General features: G+C 46.3%; 21 protein-coding genes. 10 read left to right on the top strand and 11 right to left on the bottom strand.

Annotated features, from left to right (window positions below):
• Positions 1 to 384 carry a YbaN family protein gene (locus EDD77_RS11465; RefSeq protein ID WP_058964359.1) on the top strand — a complete coding sequence of 128 codons (384 nt, stop codon included), beginning with the start codon at positions 1 to 3 and terminating at the stop codon, positions 382 to 384.
• Between the two features lie 429 nt (positions 385 to 813).
• Here the strand turns inward: EDD77_RS11465 and EDD77_RS11460 are convergent, their stop codons facing one another.
• From EDD77_RS11460 to EDD77_RS11435, 6 genes are all read right to left on the bottom strand, one after another.
• Complete coding sequence (locus EDD77_RS11460) at positions 814 to 1,677, bottom strand: alpha/beta hydrolase (protein WP_058964358.1); 864 nt, start codon at positions 1,675 to 1,677, stop codon at positions 814 to 816.
• A 10-nt stretch (positions 1,678 to 1,687) separates the two neighbouring features.
• On the bottom strand, positions 1,688 to 2,554 hold the full coding sequence (locus EDD77_RS11455; RefSeq protein ID WP_394326282.1) for a class I SAM-dependent methyltransferase: 867 nt from the start codon (positions 2,552 to 2,554) through the stop codon (positions 1,688 to 1,690).
• A gap of 169 nt (positions 2,555 to 2,723) precedes the next feature.
• The gene (locus tag EDD77_RS11450; protein WP_242868386.1) at positions 2,724 to 3,242 is read right to left on the bottom strand and encodes an ABC transporter permease; all 519 of its coding nucleotides are present in this window, start codon (positions 3,240 to 3,242) and stop codon (positions 2,724 to 2,726) included.
• An 88-nt stretch (positions 3,243 to 3,330) separates the two neighbouring features.
• A complete protein-coding gene (locus EDD77_RS11445) occupies positions 3,331 to 3,846 on the bottom strand; it encodes a hypothetical protein (protein WP_058964356.1) in 516 nt (171 codons plus the stop codon).
• 220 nt (positions 3,847 to 4,066) lie between these two features.
• Entirely contained in the window at positions 4,067 to 4,291 is a 225-nt protein-coding gene (locus EDD77_RS11440) for a hypothetical protein (protein ID WP_058964355.1), read from the bottom strand.
• Between the two features lie 62 nt (positions 4,292 to 4,353).
• Positions 4,354 to 5,073 (bottom strand): L-2-amino-thiazoline-4-carboxylic acid hydrolase, encoded by a 720-nt coding sequence (locus tag EDD77_RS11435; RefSeq protein ID WP_058964354.1) that lies wholly within the window; start codon positions 5,071 to 5,073, stop codon positions 4,354 to 4,356.
• Between the two features lie 431 nt (positions 5,074 to 5,504).
• Between EDD77_RS11435 and EDD77_RS11430 the strand changes: the two genes are divergently transcribed.
• Positions 5,505 to 5,954 (top strand): zinc ribbon domain-containing protein, encoded by a 450-nt coding sequence (locus EDD77_RS11430; RefSeq protein ID WP_058964353.1) that lies wholly within the window; start codon positions 5,505 to 5,507, stop codon positions 5,952 to 5,954.
• Between the two features lie 181 nt (positions 5,955 to 6,135).
• On the opposite strand, the gene EDD77_RS11425 is transcribed toward EDD77_RS11430, so the two are convergent.
• Positions 6,136 to 6,315: a hypothetical protein gene (locus EDD77_RS11425; protein ID WP_132587393.1), complete on the bottom strand. Its 180-nt coding sequence runs from the start codon at positions 6,313 to 6,315 to the stop codon at positions 6,136 to 6,138.
• A 132-nt stretch (positions 6,316 to 6,447) separates the two neighbouring features.
• Positions 6,448 to 7,251 (bottom strand): zinc transporter ZupT, encoded by an 804-nt coding sequence (gene zupT / locus EDD77_RS11420; protein WP_058964351.1) that lies wholly within the window; start codon positions 7,249 to 7,251, stop codon positions 6,448 to 6,450.
• 263 nt (positions 7,252 to 7,514) lie between these two features.
• Between zupT and EDD77_RS11415 the strand changes: the two genes are divergently transcribed.
• Positions 7,515 to 7,790, top strand: a complete 276-nt coding sequence (locus tag EDD77_RS11415; RefSeq protein WP_058964350.1) for a metal-sensing transcriptional repressor — start codon at positions 7,515 to 7,517, stop codon at positions 7,788 to 7,790.
• A gap of 110 nt (positions 7,791 to 7,900) precedes the next feature.
• Positions 7,901 to 9,772, top strand: coding sequence for a heavy metal translocating P-type ATPase (locus tag EDD77_RS11410; RefSeq protein WP_058964349.1), 1,872 nt, complete (start codon positions 7,901 to 7,903; stop codon positions 9,770 to 9,772).
• Positions 9,773 to 10,222: 450 nt separating this feature from the next.
• On the opposite strand, the gene EDD77_RS18525 is transcribed toward EDD77_RS11410, so the two are convergent.
• From EDD77_RS18525 to EDD77_RS11400, 3 genes are all read right to left on the bottom strand, one after another.
• On the bottom strand, positions 10,223 to 10,459 hold the full coding sequence (locus EDD77_RS18525; protein WP_058964348.1) for a hypothetical protein: 237 nt from the start codon (positions 10,457 to 10,459) through the stop codon (positions 10,223 to 10,225).
• Complete coding sequence (locus EDD77_RS18520; RefSeq protein ID WP_242868385.1) at positions 10,456 to 10,812, bottom strand: SAM-dependent methyltransferase; 357 nt, start codon at positions 10,810 to 10,812, stop codon at positions 10,456 to 10,458. The genes EDD77_RS18525 and EDD77_RS18520 overlap by 4 nt, the downstream gene beginning before the upstream one ends.
• A 102-nt stretch (positions 10,813 to 10,914) precedes the next feature.
• Complete coding sequence (locus EDD77_RS11400) at positions 10,915 to 11,301, bottom strand: metal-dependent transcriptional regulator (RefSeq protein ID WP_058964346.1); 387 nt, start codon at positions 11,299 to 11,301, stop codon at positions 10,915 to 10,917.
• Between the two features lie 256 nt (positions 11,302 to 11,557).
• Between EDD77_RS11400 and EDD77_RS11395 the strand changes: the two genes are divergently transcribed.
• The 6 genes from EDD77_RS11395 to EDD77_RS11370 all read left to right on the top strand — a co-directional run bounded on the left by EDD77_RS11395 (position 11,558) and on the right by EDD77_RS11370 (position 16,107).
• Positions 11,558 to 11,770, top strand: coding sequence for a FeoA family protein (locus tag EDD77_RS11395; RefSeq protein ID WP_058964345.1), 213 nt, complete (start codon positions 11,558 to 11,560; stop codon positions 11,768 to 11,770).
• 114 nt (positions 11,771 to 11,884) lie between these two features.
• Positions 11,885 to 13,891, top strand: coding sequence for a ferrous iron transporter B (feoB, locus tag EDD77_RS11390; protein WP_058964344.1), 2,007 nt, complete (start codon positions 11,885 to 11,887; stop codon positions 13,889 to 13,891).
• A complete protein-coding gene (locus tag EDD77_RS11385; protein ID WP_132587392.1) occupies positions 13,891 to 14,067 on the top strand; it encodes a FeoB-associated Cys-rich membrane protein in 177 nt (58 codons plus the stop codon). Before feoB ends, EDD77_RS11385 begins: the two co-directional genes overlap by 1 nt.
• A gap of 267 nt (positions 14,068 to 14,334) precedes the next feature.
• Complete coding sequence (locus tag EDD77_RS11380) at positions 14,335 to 14,700, top strand: metal-dependent transcriptional regulator (RefSeq protein ID WP_058964343.1); 366 nt, start codon at positions 14,335 to 14,337, stop codon at positions 14,698 to 14,700.
• 42 nt (positions 14,701 to 14,742) lie between these two features.
• Positions 14,743 to 15,663: a helix-turn-helix domain-containing protein gene (locus tag EDD77_RS11375; RefSeq protein WP_058964342.1), complete on the top strand. Its 921-nt coding sequence runs from the start codon at positions 14,743 to 14,745 to the stop codon at positions 15,661 to 15,663.
• Positions 15,664 to 15,834: 171 nt separating this feature from the next.
• The gene (locus tag EDD77_RS11370) at positions 15,835 to 16,107 is read left to right on the top strand and encodes a DUF6110 family protein (RefSeq protein ID WP_058964341.1); all 273 of its coding nucleotides are present in this window, start codon (positions 15,835 to 15,837) and stop codon (positions 16,105 to 16,107) included.
• Positions 16,108 to 16,245: the final 138 nt, after the last annotated feature.

Here is a 16,245-nt window from a genome sequence, read left to right as displayed (position 1 = left end):
ATGAGAAAGTGGCTGTACATATCTGTTGGGATCATCGGTTTGGGCCTTGGAGCAGTTGGAGCGGTGATGCCGATGCTGCCAGCGTTTCCGTTTTTAATGTTGGCGGCCTATTGCTTCGGAAAAAGCTCGGAACGTTTGGATCAATGGTTTCGCAATACAAAGTTGTACAAGGATAATCTTGAGGACTATGTCAGTGGACGGGGGATGACGCGGAAAGCCAAAATTCGGGTTGTTATTACGGTCACTGTACTGATGAGTATTGGCTTTCTGATTATGTTTGGAAAGGGGATTTTTATTGGGTGTGCTGTGTTGTCCGCAGTCTGGATCTTTCATGTCCTGTATTTCTTCTTTGGAGTGAAAACAATGCCGGAAGAGGCAGAATGACGGAGAAATAGCAATGTGAAGAAGAAAGCCTTGGCCGGAGCAGTATGGGGCGAGGGCAATATCTTCGGGGGGATCACACACTTATATAGGAAGCGGAACGTCTAGTGTAATCGTCAGTTTTCACATTGTGAGTGGAGTACTTTCCTCTCTTTCCAGGGCGTGCACTCAAATCATTTCCGAAAAAAGCAGTGAAGAAACCGACAAATAGGCTTGCTTTTTTTGCACAATTGAATGAAAAGACCGCTGACGTGCAGTTGTACAAAAGTCAGCGGTCTTTTCTGTCTATAAGTATTCAGTTAAAAACTCTCTAAATACAGTAGCGAGCGGTTATTCCATATTTCAATTAAAGGAAAGTCGCTTGTTGAAACTCTGCATACAGGCGCATGCAAACGGGCTGTGGATGGACAGAGAAATGTGCAACAATTTTCTCTATGTACGCTCAGAAATATATGCAGTGATATATTCTACATATTCTTCCAGTCGAAACAGCAGGGAAAGGTGTCCTCCGGTAAGATTGGTGTATACGGTAGGGTTTGGCATCACGGATATGAGGGCATCCTTGCAGTCTTGTGTGAACGTGGCATCATCCGCAGATAACATCAGCAAAACTCTGTCGTTCCATGTGGTAAAGGTCTCTTTTGTCATCCCCAAATAGTTTTGCGTATCGATTAAAAGATCAACCATATGACGCTCATATTCCTTTGTCAGCAAATCCATCATAATAGCACAGAATGCTTCCAAGGTCTTTTTTTCTTGTGATGTCAATCCATCTTTTTTTTGATTTAACACAACTCGTTTTATAGAGTGTTTTACCGCAGAAAATGGAAGGACGGAGAGAAGTTTTTTAAACTTCTCTTGGCTTTTGAGCATATTCATTAAATGTGCATATGCAGAAGGACTCATATCCTTAGCAAGCGAGCAGGTGTTGGAAAGTATCAAACCGTCCACCACTTCCGGATAAAGGGAGGCGATGATCTGCGCCACAACACCGCCAAGAGATTGCCCTACAAACCAGGCTTTCTCGCCAAGGTGCTGTAAAAGCGCAGCCACGGCCTGTGCAAGCTCCTTGTTGTCGGCAAAGCAGATGGGGTAATCAAAAGTAAGGACAGAGAAATCTTTGGCCAGTCGGTCAAAATGCAGATAGAGCAGATCGGACAAACCGATTCCGCCAGTCAGGAGAACAACGGTCGCTTTTGCTTGAGGATTTTTATAGTAGCGGTAGGGAAAGGGTTTTCCGCTGGGTAATACCAGTGTGTCTGCCGGATATTTTTGACGAAATTCTGCGATATTCATTGTCGCTTCCTCACTTTAACAATTTCAGCTGTATCATTTTCACCATGCGCAAAGCATCAGAAACTGTCATGCTGATTTTTGTAGACAATTTCAGACCATTCCTGGGGATGTGGTAATAGTATGGTTCCTCCGCAAGAACCTTGACTTTACCGCCGATTTTTTTGGTCAGCTCCGTTGCCGAATCTACATAGAAAAACATCTGCGCATCGGCATGGCCCAATTGCTTCATGTATTTTTTTCGCATCATAGCCATGCCACTTTTGTTTACAGTATCAAAAACAAGCGTTATCTCTCCATATTGCTGCAGTGTTTGCAACAGGCATACAACCTTGGCCTCCTCAAAATAATGGAACAGCCCCCCGGCGGTGACCAGAATCGGCGCATTTGGTACATCGGCGCGAACTTGTCTGATCCAGTCCTCTGCAAAGGCGTCCCCGGCAAGGTAGGTTTCCCTCTCCGGCTCCGGCAGCAGTTTCCGTCGATATTCCATCACATGAGGCAGATCCACAGCATACCAGTGTGTATGCCCGTTGTCACAGCGATAATAAGCTGTCTCCAGGCCGCAGCCGAGTTGAACAATCACGCCGTCCGGACTGCGCTCCAGAAAGGCCTGAACGGTTCGATCCATATTGGAGGATCGGACGGCGGAGGCCAGCAAGGTATACTGGCTCTGCCGTCCAGCCTTCAGCAGGCTGGACGGCAGCTTTTCCTTCAGCTCCAGCGCCTTTTGGTCGAATAAGATCTGCTGGCAATGCTCACTGGCATAGATTCTTCCCAGCATAGGGACAAACAGTGTGTCCTCAACAATACCCAACTTAGACATGGTTATCCTCCTGTTTAAGTTTTGATGAATTCTGTAATTAATTTGAATATTCATCCGTCCGCGCCAAATGCCCGCCGGTCCGGTCCATCACCGCCGTGAATTAGGCGACAGATCAACCCGATTACGCTTTGTAAGCCGGAGAGAAGGTGGTACCGCTCTTGACCGTAAAAGTTACTGTGGAACAGAGCCAACGAGTGCTGTAAGCATCATAAAGATTTTCCTCTCAAAACAAAGAGAGCAAACAGCCATCGATGAGCGCAACAAGCAGAAACATCACAATTCCACGCAGAAAAGATGAAATGTGCTTTCCCGGATCAGCGTACAGCTCCGGCTGATTTTCCGTGCCGGTGAACCGCACTCGCTGGGTGTGTCGCCACCAGATTAGGTCGATTACTAATAAATCAAACAGATTCAGCGCCTGCCCCAAAAGCAAGGCGTTTAAAAAGTTTCCTGCAAAGTTTTCCTGGCGAGTAAAAATACCCAGCGCAAACAGTAGAAAGCTAAACAGCAGCAGATTGTTTGTGAAGACGGCCACAGGACTCCGTTGCAGAATTTTTTTTGCCAGCTCCGGACGGGTGGATACAATCTTCTGCACTGCACGCGGATAAGACGAGAAATTACGGATGTTTTTCTCATCGCTCCCGGTACCAAGCCAGCAAACGCCCCAAAACACGATACACAGGAAAACGCCTTCGATTAGTAGTATTTGAATCATCTCCATTTCCATCTTCAGAATGATCATTGCCGCTCGTCGGCAAAAGCCCAAGACCTCCCGAACGGTGTCAAAAAACAGTACATCCGGATATCTTGTGCGCCTCAATTCTTACAGTTCACCAAAATATATTGAGAAGCAGCCCCAGTCCCGCCTGAGCCATTGCCAGGACGGGACACATCAAAAACGGCCATTGAAGAAGGTGCTCCGGCAGAGCGTAATTCCTCATCCAGTTTTTGAACGTATAATCAGGATGTCCCTCCGTACCGGGAATGACAAACCGGTGTTTTGCCTTCTTTTGGATCAGCCAGAAATCCAGGAAGAGCAGATCACAGAAATTGACCATCATCCACTGGATATACCCGGTCAGGGTCAGATGCCAGAATCCTGTTGTCCCGCCATCCAAAGTACTAATCGCACCATAAATAAGAAGGGGCAGAAGTTCTCCGAAACAGATCCAAAGCCAGTAAGAACGTTTTTCTGTCGCGGTAGGCGGCTCTTTCGCCGCCTTGATGATGGCGGGGGGATAACAAGGGAACATCAGCCTGGGACAATACAGTGCTGTCAACCCGGCAAGCAGGTTAAAGTAAGCTGCCATAGCGAACCCATCTAAAAAAGTGCGCATCCAGTTCATATGCATCCCCTTTCATCTACAAGAGAGTTGTTGCTAAACAGTTGTGCGTTAAGTACCATCTCTTATCTCGCCGCCCAAGTGTAGCTTATTAATCCGACAGCAAGCTCAGAGGAGCAGAGGAGAACTGGAATCATAACGCTCACAAGAAGAACCGACATGATGATGTCGATTGGTTCTACTGTTTTGCGGCATAACTCAGCTTCCGATATGCGAAGACCAGTTAATCTGTTATATTGTCTGTCAGGATAAAAAACAATCCGCAAACGAACAGTACAAGAAACAGAATTGCAGGAAGGGATAACCCGTTTTCCAAAATACTTATAATCATTCTTCCCGGCGGTGTTACCCATGCGTTTGCTGGGGTTTGCATCGCAACCATCATCGTTCCAGTAATTCCAATCGTACCGCTCAGTGTCAAAAATCCGCCTTTAATCAATCTTTTCATAATGGTTTTCTCCTTTTATGGTACTCCTAACGCGAGGAAAGATACTTTTTATACTACTGCTATCATTTCAGTGGATCAGATTCATCTAAAATATGCGGAGGCCACACAGCAGGGGGCGTTGCACCCCGCTTCATCTTGAAGTCGCACACGTCATCTCCGGTTGCACAGGTTTTTTCCCGGTATAGAGCAACACCAAAGGCATGGAACATTACATAGTCCAGATTGCACATGTAAGGCAGATACTCCATGTAGTCTCTCGCTTTGCAAAACTCATAGATGGGGCAAACCTGGTTGTGATAGATGACGGGGTATTCTTCTGTGGGGGGCATGGTCTGTGTTACAAAGCCTCCTGGATTTCTTGCGGCGTTTTCCGCATTCTTTCTGTCTTTTCGACGCAAGGCATTGTTGACAAGACCGGGGCAATGGTTGAACACTCCGCCAATCAGCCGGCGCAACGGTCGGGGAACTCTGTCAAAGTACCGCTCATAGAGGATGGTGGACAAACGTCCCCAGTCTTGGATGGAGAGACCGTATCGTTTTCCCACAACACCAATGGCAATAAAGAACATACAGCCAGTTAGATTTTTGGTGCCGCTGCTTCTGTCGCCGCCGATAAAAGGAAAATGCTCCAGCATCTCCTGCTCGTAATACTCCCAAACCTCAGCGAAAATCTGGGGATAAGGCTTTCGGAAAATCTCCTCCAGTTCAGGCTTGATAAGTTTCAGATAATTGTTCATTTCCCGCTGGAGCTTATTCTTGCTTTTTTGATAATACGCGTGCATATAACTGCCTCCGTATCCCTGTATCTTTCAGCGATGTTTCCGGTTAACGGTTGCCTATTGCTAACCATCTTTACTATACTGCATTCTTGCGTTGCAATCAATCGCTTTGTTGAGTTTTTGTCACCAAGAACAAGTGGGGATTTTTTCGACAGGGGCCTTTGTAATGGATGGCTGCTGTCGCTCACTACCGGATATTTTTATTATAAAACGGATGGTATCCGTTCAGTAATTTTCAATAAATTCATCGCAGTGAGTGGTTTGGGTGCGTTTTTTCCGATTTCGCTGTGACCGCAACGACAGAAGTCGTCAAATCCAACTTAAAGTATACATATGTCTTGTTAGTTCGTTTGTGGGAACAGGGGTAGAGCAACGGATGGTTGCTTTGCTTTTGGCTCCTGCTGTGGTACAATCCAGGTAAGGTGGTGATTGACATGGATACAAAAGAAATTCTTCTGGAACTACGCACTAACCACGGACTCTCCCAAGAGCAGCTGGCGCAGCAGGTCCATGTGACCCGACAGGCGGTTTCCCGTTGGGAGACTGGCGAAACAGTGCCCAATACAGAAACTTTGAAGCTGCTTTCCAGGCTGTTTGATGTGTCCATTAATACGCTGTTGGGCTCGCCTCGACAGTTGGTCTGTCAATGCTGCGGCATGCCGCTGGAGGACACCAACATTAGTCGGGAGCCGGATGGTTCCTTCAATGAAACATACTGTAAGTGGTGCTATGCAGACGGAAAATTTGTTTACACAAGCCTTAACGAACTACTGAATTTCCTGGAGAGTCATATGTCCAATGAGACATGGTCACCGGACCAGGTCAGAGTCTATTTAGAAGCGCGGCTGTCGAAGTTGAGCCATTGGAAAAAGCCAGAGACATGAACATTCCTATGAGGAAAATACGATATCATTGGTGTGAAAATACAGAAGCGCAGGCATTAGGGGGACAATGTCTGCGCTTCTGTATTTGCGTTAAAGTTATTGTTTTATAGCCCTGAACACAGCAGAAAAGCAATTTGTCAGGAAAGCATTTTATTCACAGTAGTCTCCAAACGATGTAGAATCATTGGGACGCTTCGTTCGCGTTGCTTTCATGCTTATGACAACACTTTCGGCAACCGTGATTTCCATCGTGCCCACAGCGGCAGTGACCATCAGGATTAAAGGGGTCAAAATGAAACAAATCCACTTTTTCCGCAGGAACCGGAATATTGACCATGGGGATACCTTTGTATTCAAACATATAAACACTCCTTACTTATAACTCATAGTATTTTTGCTCTGAAACTAAAGTTATGCTTGAGCTTAGATAAAGGATAGCTGTTATTGGATCAAGCACATAATTTGTAAAACTGTATGCTTCACGGTAGGACTTTTACAAAAACAGTAATAGACTGATCGCCATAACGACCATGCCTGAAATAAGACCGTAGAGAGATAGATGGTGCTCGCCATATTCCCGGGCAGCCGGAAGAAGTTCATCAAAGGAAATAAACACCATGATACCTGCTACGCCGGCAAACAGGATCCCAAATACAGAGGCACTCATAACGGGGCACAGAACCAGCCAGCCAAGAAGAGCGCCTAAGGGCTCTGCGAGTCCTGAAAGGAAAGAATAATAAAAGGCCTTTTGCCGTGAACCTGTGGCCTGATAAATGGGAACGGACACTGCGATTCCCTCGGGAATATTATGAATTGCAATGGCTACAACAATGGGGATGGCTACTTTTGGTTCCTGCAAAGCCGAAACGAATGTGGCAAGGCCTTCCGGGAAGTTGTGTATAGCGATTGCAAGCGCAGTGAAAACACCCATACGCATCAAACGCTCAGGCTGTATGGAACCCGTCTCCGAGTCCTCCATGAGTCTTACTTCGTGTGGATTTTCTGCAGCTGGAATCAGTTTGTCGATTATCGCAATCACCAGCATACCGCCAAAAAAAGCTGCAACCGTTATCCAGCTGCCTAGTCGAGTGCCCATCTCGGTGATCAGCGCATCCTGTGCTTTGAAAAATATCTCGATCAATGAGACGTAAATCATGACACCAGCAGAGAAGCCCAGAGAAATCGACAAGAACTTGCGATTGGTGTGTCGGCTGAGAAATGCGATGCAGCTGCCGATTCCGGTACTAAGTCCAGCTAGCAGCGTAAGAAAAAGGGCGAGTAAAACGGTATGATCCAAAGAATACCTCCTTCAAGCTGGTTAGGCACGACTAACTAACTTGATTTTATCACTTTGAATATAGCATGTCAATGGTTGACATTTACAAAACGGGATATGTTTAAATGTATTTGCGATCTTATCTGTTCCTTTGCAGGATAAGAACAAGGTGGTCTCAGCATAAAAGACTCTATCAGATGAAATTCACAGAGCGATTTTATTGACAATGAAATGAAGATGACATATCATATTGTATATACCCCTAATGGTATGGAGGTGTATCTATGAGACAATGTATGGACGCAGAAAACTTACACCGTCGCTTAAAGAAAATTATCGGGCAAGTTCAGGCAATTGACAGAATGGTCGATGAAGATGTGGCCTGCGAGGATATTCTCTCCCAGATCAATGCGGCGAAATCCGCTTTGCATCGAGTTGGCCAAGTCGTTCTGGAGGGACATATCAAGCATTGTGTTCGAGATGGCATTGAGCACGGTGACGCAGATAAAACAATCGAAAACTTCACAAAAGCAGTCGAGCGTTTTGCTAATATGAGATAAAATTAGACAGCGGCCGTCATAGGTCGCTATTTTTATTTTCCCTTGACAAACCTATACCCCTATACGTATAATGGCATTATACCCCGGTAGGTATGGAAAGAAGGTATACTATGAAGGCGTTGATAGAAAAACTGGAAGGATTTCTGGAGTGGGGAGGAATCACTAAAGATATTATCTGTTTGCTGCTTGGCGGGGCCTCTCTGGTTGTCAGCATTTTTGATCTTATACCCCTTCCTTTTGATGCAGCCTGGATAGCAATCATCCTGTGTGGGCTTCCTATTATTTTGGAGGCTATTATCGGACTTGTTACCGCCTTTGATATCAAAGCAGATGTTCTTGTATCCCTTGCTCTTGTTGCATCTGTTTTGATTGGGGAAAATTTTGCGGCTGGCGAGGTTGCCTTTATCATGCAGTTGGGCGCATTGCTGGAAGAGTTAACGGTTTCCAAAGCCAGAGCAGGGATTGAGAAACTGATTCATCTTACTCCACGGACAGCAAGAGTCCTAACTGAGAACGGGGCGAAGATAATCCCGGCCGAACGGGTAGTGGTCGGTGATAGAATTCGTGTTTTACCAGGAGAAACGATTCCTGTGGATGGTGTAATCGTGTCTGGGCAGACCTCTATTAATCAGGCGATTATGACAGGAGAATCCCTGCCTGTTGATAAAGTTATTGGCGATGAGGTTTCTTCCGGTACTGTTAATCAGTTTGGAGCGTTTGAAATGAAAGCGACCAAGGTTGGTGATGACAGCTCCATTCAGAGAATGATCCGATTGGTACAGTCGGCGGATGCGGAGAAAGCCAAAATTGTTGGGCTGGCAGATCGATGGGCGACTTGGATTGTTGTCATTGCACTGAGTGCCACTGCACTGACCTGGTTCTTTACTGGAGAAATTATTCGTGCGGTAACTATTTTGGTTGTGTTCTGTCCGTGCGCGCTAGTACTGGCTACGCCTACAGCGATTATGGCTTCCATCGGCAATGCCACGAAGCATGGATTTTTGGTGCGGGAAGGAGATGCTTTGGAACGCCTTGCCAACGTATCTAAGATCACCTTTGACAAAACCGGAACCCTGACATGCGGAACTCCGAAGGTTACGGCAGTGGACAGTGTTTCGGATTTTACCCAGCAGGAAGTTTATGCTTATGCTGCCGCCGCTGAACAGCTTTCCGAGCATCCCCTGGGGAAAGCGATTGCTTCCTGCTATAAGAAGCAATCGAATGCTGTTATAGCACTGGCGGAGCAATTTACTATGCTCCCTGGCGAAGGAGTGACAGCACTCGTAAATGGAAAGACTGTAAAAGCTGGTAATCTAAAGTTGCTGAAGGATGTTCCGATTTCTCATTTTGTCGCTGCAGCGGTGGGAAAATATCTTCTGGAAGGCGGGACAGTTATTTATGTTTCCGTTGACGAAATCCTGGCGGGTTACATTGTATTGTCTGATACGGTGCGACAGGAATGCGCCAGTATGGTTCGTGAAATTTGTGAATTGGGTATTCAGCCTGTGCTTCTTACTGGAGACCATCCAAATGCAGCCAATGTAATCGGCAGACAGGTGGGGATTCAGGAAATCCACGCAAATTGTTTGCCGGAGGACAAATTGAAACAGATCGGAGAGTTTCAAGCGGCCGGAAATGACGTGTGCATGATTGGGGATGGCATCAATGATGCGCCGGCACTCAAAAAGGCCAATGTGGGAATTGCCATGGGAGGAATAGGAAGCGATATTGCAGTGGATGCCGCAGATATCGCGTTGGTGGATGACGAGATAAAAGAGCTTCCTCATTTACTGGCACTGTCCAAGAAGATGATGAAAACAATCAAATTGAATCTTGCCTTCTCTATGGGGTTAAACTTTCTGGCAATTACCCTGGCTATTACTGGTATACTAGGGCCGGTTGTCGGTGCATTGGTTCACAATGCTGGATCTGTTGTTGTGATTGCCAATTCTGCATTACTGCTTCGATGGAAGAAATCTTAATAAAAAGAGACTATCTGCTAGTAAAGTGTTCTGAAATTATCGGCTCTGGATTGTGAGAGGGAAGATACGTGACGAAATATCGAGCGGTTTGTCTCTTGCAGCCAGAGAGATAGCGAATGGATGAGTTGTTACCTGAGAGAATACAATAAAAGAAGTCGGACGGCGGTTATGCTGTCCGACTTCTTTTATTGCTTTGAGTGTAAAGCAACCACCAGCTACGCTGGTGCGAATTACTTGCTTTAGCATTTAGTTTGCGAGCGAAGCGAGATGACAAACTAATTGCCTACCATATAGAGAGAAAATATGGTTTTGGGATTTTGCTCGTTTACGAGCCGTAGGGCAAGAAATGCAGATGGCAGAATTTTTCGTGGCCCCTTAAGGGGCTTTGCTAGTATAATGCCCTTATAGGGCTTACTCAAACCACCGGCTAAGCCGGTGGTTTTGATTATTTTAACGAATGGTACCGGTGAGTTTTATTAAATTCATAAATCGACCGCGATCAGCTTCAAGCATTAAACGGTCCTCAGCGGCGTATGGGTTGTCACAGGTAAGCCAGTCATTCCATGCACAGGAAAAACAATCCATTTCGCTGATATTAAAGTTTTCGAGGTGTGCTTCAAATTTAGGCTTCCACCAGTCAATGGAATGCCACATTTGTAATGCGTCGTTATCCCATAGTAGCTTCATTTCTTCTGGAATATTCTCATGGAGTTCTTTTTCATGCCGGGAAAAGCGAATGCTACCATAGCTCCCTTTTTTAAAGTGGGCTTCAGTATCTTTTCAAAATAAGTATTGTTGTTACCGAAATAATGGTAGGAATCTATACTGACCACTGCGTCAAAAAAGTTTTCCGCAAATGGAAGTTTGGTGGCATCGAGTTGCAACGGAATCGTCCGTTGCGCTACGCCTTTTTTCTGGAATCTGACATAATTATCGCTGGATGAAATCCATAAATCGACGGCAAAGACTTCGGCTTCATATTTTTGGGCTAAAAATATGGAGGAAAGACCTCGGCTGCATCCCAAATCCAGAATTCGCATTCCTTTTTTATGGGCAAGTCGTGCATGAGCTTCTCGGCAGGTATCCGGATATTTGGACCCCGCATATTTTCACGTAAAAAGGGAATGAGTGACGCTCATGGGCTATTCCTTCGCCTTTTTTTCCAAAGACTGCTTCACGTGTTGCTGAATTGCAGAAAAGGACGCTGCACTGATCACATGCTCGATTCGACATGCATCTTCCGTTGCTGTTTTTTCATCTACACCCAAGCGCATCAGCATCTCAGAAAGGACGGTATGACGTGTGTACATCGTTTGCGCAATCTCCAGACCGGTTTTCGTCAATTTGATTGCACCATCTGAATCCACCAGAACATATCCGTCTTTCTTCAGAATGGACAGAGCTCTGCTGACGCTGGGTTTCGAGTATTCCAAATGCTCCCCAACATCAATGGCGCGCACAAGGCTTTTTGTTTTTGAGAGAATATAAATCGTCTCCAGATACATTTGACCGGATTCATGAATCGCCATAGGGACCCCCCTGTCTGTGTGTTGATCTAATTCTTTTATTATACCACAAACAGCCATCAAGATTCAAATTGATTCATGTTGTTTTGATTCGTCGAAATTCATGTTGTTTTGATTCGTCGAAATTTGTTTTGATTTCACCTTGACAACGTAAGAAGGATGATGTATTATTTGGGAGACCGATTAGAAGATGCTAACCATTTTTTATCGTACACTGGTTGCTTTATGCTAACTGATATTTTGATGATAGGTGAGAAGAATGACTTTGAAAGATGCCTTGGAAGGAAAAGAGTATTTCGTCCGGCAAATTAATACGGATGATGAGGAATTGAACGCGTTTTTATTTTCTCTTGGGTGCTATGAAGGAGAGCCGATTACGGTGATCTCCCACTTGAAAGGTGGCTGCGTTGTTTCTATTAAAGACGGGCGCTACAATATCGATAATCAACTGGCCGAGGCAATTCTAATCTGATATTGCCTCGCCCAGTCCATAGAAGGCATAGGTTGCTGCACATGTCGGTTAGCATAAGACAACTGCCGTGTGTTGTGATAAAAACAGCAAAACAGAATAGAGGAGGAAATTACCATGCGTATTGCCTTAACCGGCAACCCGAACTCCGGCAAGACCACCATGTACAACGCTCTGACTGGGCGAAATGAAAAGGTGGGCAACTGGGCTGGTGTTACGGTAGAAAAGAAGGAACATCCCATTAAGAAAGCGTATTTCAGCGGTACCGAAGAACTGATTGCGGTGGATCTGCCCGGTGCCTACTCCATGTCACCCTTTACTTCTGAAGAGAGTATTACCAGTTCTTATGTGCGGAACGAGCATCCGGATGTTATTATCAATATTGTGGATGCCACGAACTTGAGCCGCAGCCTGTTTTTCACGACTCAGCTGCTGGAATTGGGCATCCCCGTGGTGGTCGCCCTGAACAAGAGCGATATCAATGCAAAAAAGCAGACCGTCATTGATGTAGCGTCTCTCTCTGCCAAACTGGGCTGTCCCGTGGTAGAGACCGTCTCCACCGCCGCGGAAGGGCTGAAGGCCGTAGTGGATGCCGCTGTTGCACAAAGCGGTAAAATCCAAAGAGCTCCTTATGTCCAGGGCGACATTGATCTGACTGACAAGAAGGTTGTGGAGGAAGCCGACCGTAAGCGTTTCGCGTTTGTCAATTCCCTGGTCTCCCAGGTGGAGAAGCGGAAGGTCCTCACCAAGGACAAGGGCACGGGGGACGCCATTGACGCCGTGCTGACCAACAAGTTCCTGGGCATTCCCATCTTTGCCGTGGTCATGTTCCTGGTGTTTCAGATCTCGCAGGTCTGGGTGGGTCCGCTGATTGCGGACACGCTGGTGGCCTGGATCGAGACCTTCCAGGGCTACGTCGGCGAGGTGCTGCTGGCTGACGCCAATCCTCTGCTGACCGCGCTGCTGGCCGACGGCATCATCGGCGGTGTGGGCGCTGTCGTGGGCTTCCTGCCTCTGGTTATGATCATGTATTTCCTGATCGCGCTGCTGGAGGACTGCGGCTATATGTCCCGCGTTTCGGTGGTTCTGGACCCCATCTTCAAAAAGGTAGGTCTTTCCGGCAAATCGGTCATTCCCTTTGTTATCGGTACTGGTTGTGCCATCCCCGGCGTTATGGCCAGCCGTACCATCCGCAACGAGCGTGAGCGCCGTGCTACCGCTATGCTGACTCCTTTCATGCCCTGCGGCGCAAAGATCCCCGTGATCGCCCTTTTTGCCGGCGCATTCTTTGACGATGCGGGCTGGGTGAGTTTTACCATGTACTTCACCGGCATCGTTCTGATTTTCCTGGGTGCTCTGCTGGTCAACAAAATTGCCGGTTACAAGAACCGCAAGTCTTTCTTCATCATCGAGCTGCCCGAGTATAAAGTTCCCTCTCTGCTCTTTGCCCTGAAAGCTATGTGTGCCCGGGGCTGGGCCTACATCGTAAAGGCTGCCACGATCATCCTGCTGTGCAATACTGCCGTGCAGATTATGCAGACCTTCAACTGGAGCTTCCAGGTAGCAGAGACCGCTGATAGCTCTATTCTGGCTTCCATTGCCCATCCCTTTGCATACCTGCTGGTGCCCATTGTCGGTGTCCTCAGCTGGCAGCTGGCTGCCGCGGCCGTCACTGGTTTCATCGCCAAGGAGAACGTGGTTGGTACTCTGGCTGTTTGCTTTGTTGGTCTGGAGAACCTTATCGACACCGATGCTCTGGAAATGATGGAAGGTGCCGGCGCTGAGGTAGCAGGTGTTATCGCTATTACAAAGGTTGCTGCCTTGGCCTATCTGATGTTCAATCTGTACACGCCTCCCTGCTTTGCCGCCATTGGTGCCATGAATTCTGAGATGAAGAGCGCCAAGTGGCTTTGGGCTGGCATCGGTCTGCAGCTGGGTACCGGTTATACTGTGGGCTATCTCGTATACCAAATCGGTACCCTGATTACCACTGGTTCGGTGGGCGTAGGCTTTATCCCTGGTTTGGTTGCAGTGGTTGCTTTTGCTGCTGTACTGGTTTATCTGTGCACGAAGACTGAGAAGGACCTGAAGCGTGAATATGCGCTGAGTGGAGCAAATGCGTAATGATTGATTACATTTTAATCGCAATCATTTTGGTGATTGTTGCAGCAGCAGCTTTTTATGTTTACAAAGCAAAAAAAAGCGGAAAGAAATGTATTGGGTGTCCGGATGGCTGTTCGGCATGCAATGCAAAAAAGAATGGTTCCCATTGCAGCTGCGGCGCGCATAAACATAAGTAATACAGGACAAAAAGCTGCGGTTCTCCAATAGGGGGAGCCGCAGCTTTTCTTAGAAAGATCACAACAAGAACCCGAAGAGAAAACATATCTGTATCTTAATATAAAAGACTAGCTTTCGCTTTGACAGTCATATGGAGAAATGATACCATGGCAATAGTTAGCCAATGCTAACCATTGCTTTTGCCTTGATGTTAGTTTGAACTAACCACGTGGGCTTCTGATGAATCCTGCGGCTATAAATTAAAGAGCAGAAGGACGGGAGGTTTTGTGAAAAGCAAACGTGCCACAGAAGACTATGTAAAAACTATTTACCAGCTGTCACAAAAGGGAAAGGTTCGTTGTTGTCAGATAGCTAAGTGTTTGTCTGTGTCCCGGCCTACGGCATTGATGTCGATTAGAATTCTTTCGGAAGAGGGGCTGGTATATCAGGATGACCTCAAAAATATTTATCTGACCGAGAAGGGGATAAAATTGGCGCAAAAAGTGGAGGCCAAGCATCGAGTACTATATGAGTTGTTGGTTATGGTTGGAGTTGATGAAGAAATCGCTTCCAGAGATGCATGCAAAATGGAACATGGGCTTGGAGAAGAGAGTTTTTTGGCTTTGCAATCGCTGGTTAGAGATCCTGATTAAGTGACTGAGTGTTTTGCACTTATTTGGAAATGAGGACGGGGTATGTTAATTGAATGTCTGAAGAAGGATATACAGGCAAGTGCAGTCCGGCTCGATGATATACCAGGGATTTACATCTGTCGGTTTAAAGGGGCGGGAGTATCCGATAAAATTCTACTCCCTTTTCCTATGGAGAAAACTCCACGGTTTGTTGAAGCTCTCTTTTGCACGGAAGGCGAAATCATCATACAGCGTGCGAACGATATTCCGTACAGGGCGGTAAAAGGAAATGTTCTGCTTTTGACTAATATGACAGAGTATACTTCGATCAATATCAGCAAAAACATGCAAGGAATTCTGGTAGCAATCGATAACTGCCGAATTAGTAAACAATTTTTTTCTCTCTGCGATATTTTAAAATTAGACCTGGAACAATTAAAATCTGAAATGAGGGAGTGGCCCGAGAGTATAATAATCGTTAACAATAGCTGGACACAGTCCCTGTTTGAGCTCTTGGACTTTATGCCTGAGGAAGCGGCCGGAAAGTATTGCTTTTTGAAATCTTTGGAACTGTTGTATGTTCTGTCTGCAAGGAATTGCGGAGAAAGCGGTAATGATCGGGCTGAAGAAAGTAGGCGTATGTGCCGAAGTGTATTGGATGCCAAACGATATATGGAGGAGCACTTATCTGAGAAGATCACCATAATTCAATTAAGCAGAATGCTTTCTGTTTCGCCTACCTATTTGAAGGCGGAATTTCGTCGCATACACGGAATGTCTATTCACCGCTGGCTGATGGAATTACGTATGCGGAGAGCCGAAGAATTGATTTGCTGTACGGATCAGCCTATTTACCAAATTGCACAAGAAGTCGGATACGAGGGTATGAGTCAATTCAGTACGGTTTTTAAAAAGCATTATGGCGTTACGCCGGGACAATTTAAAAAAATGTCAAAAACCATAACAAGGTGTCCGTTTCAATAATGACAGGCAGAGAAGGCCCATGTATAATAATTGGACACTCAACACCATCTTGATGCAAAAGGAGTGATCTCAGTGAAACAACATCGTTTCTGGGCCTGGGGTGCAGTAATTTGCATGATCATGGTTATGGTCACGGGCTACAAGCGGAAATGATAGAAAGGAAGAACTAAAATGGGAATGTACTCTAAACTGGCGTGCTTTGTGGGCGGTGCTCTGTTTGGCTCTTTCGGAGTCAAGCTTCTGGCGAGCAAAGATGCGAAAAACGTATATGTGCATGCAACTGCTGCAGGATTGCGCATGAAAGATTCCGTAATGGAAACGGTTACTAATGTGCAGGAGAATGCAGCCGACATTCTTGCCTCTGCCAAAGATCTCAATGAAGAGCGCGCCGCTAAGGAAGCTGAAGAGAATGCAGCAGCCAAAGTGGAAGACGTGGAAGCCTGACATCAGCAGAGGGAGCCGCCCCCACGCGGCTCCCTTTTTTCATGAAGTCTGCAAATAAAAAGTCAACAGGGAATTGAGGAAAGTTTGCAACCTTAGTAGGAGGCGAAAGAGAGCAAAACAAAAAGACCGCCGCGCAAG

The sequence above is a fragment of the Allofournierella massiliensis genome (assembly GCF_004345265.1).
GTDB lineage: Bacteria > Bacillota > Clostridia > Oscillospirales > Ruminococcaceae > Allofournierella > Allofournierella massiliensis.
The sequence above is the reverse complement of the archived record's forward strand: the minus strand, read 5'-3'. Positions and strand labels throughout refer to the sequence as shown.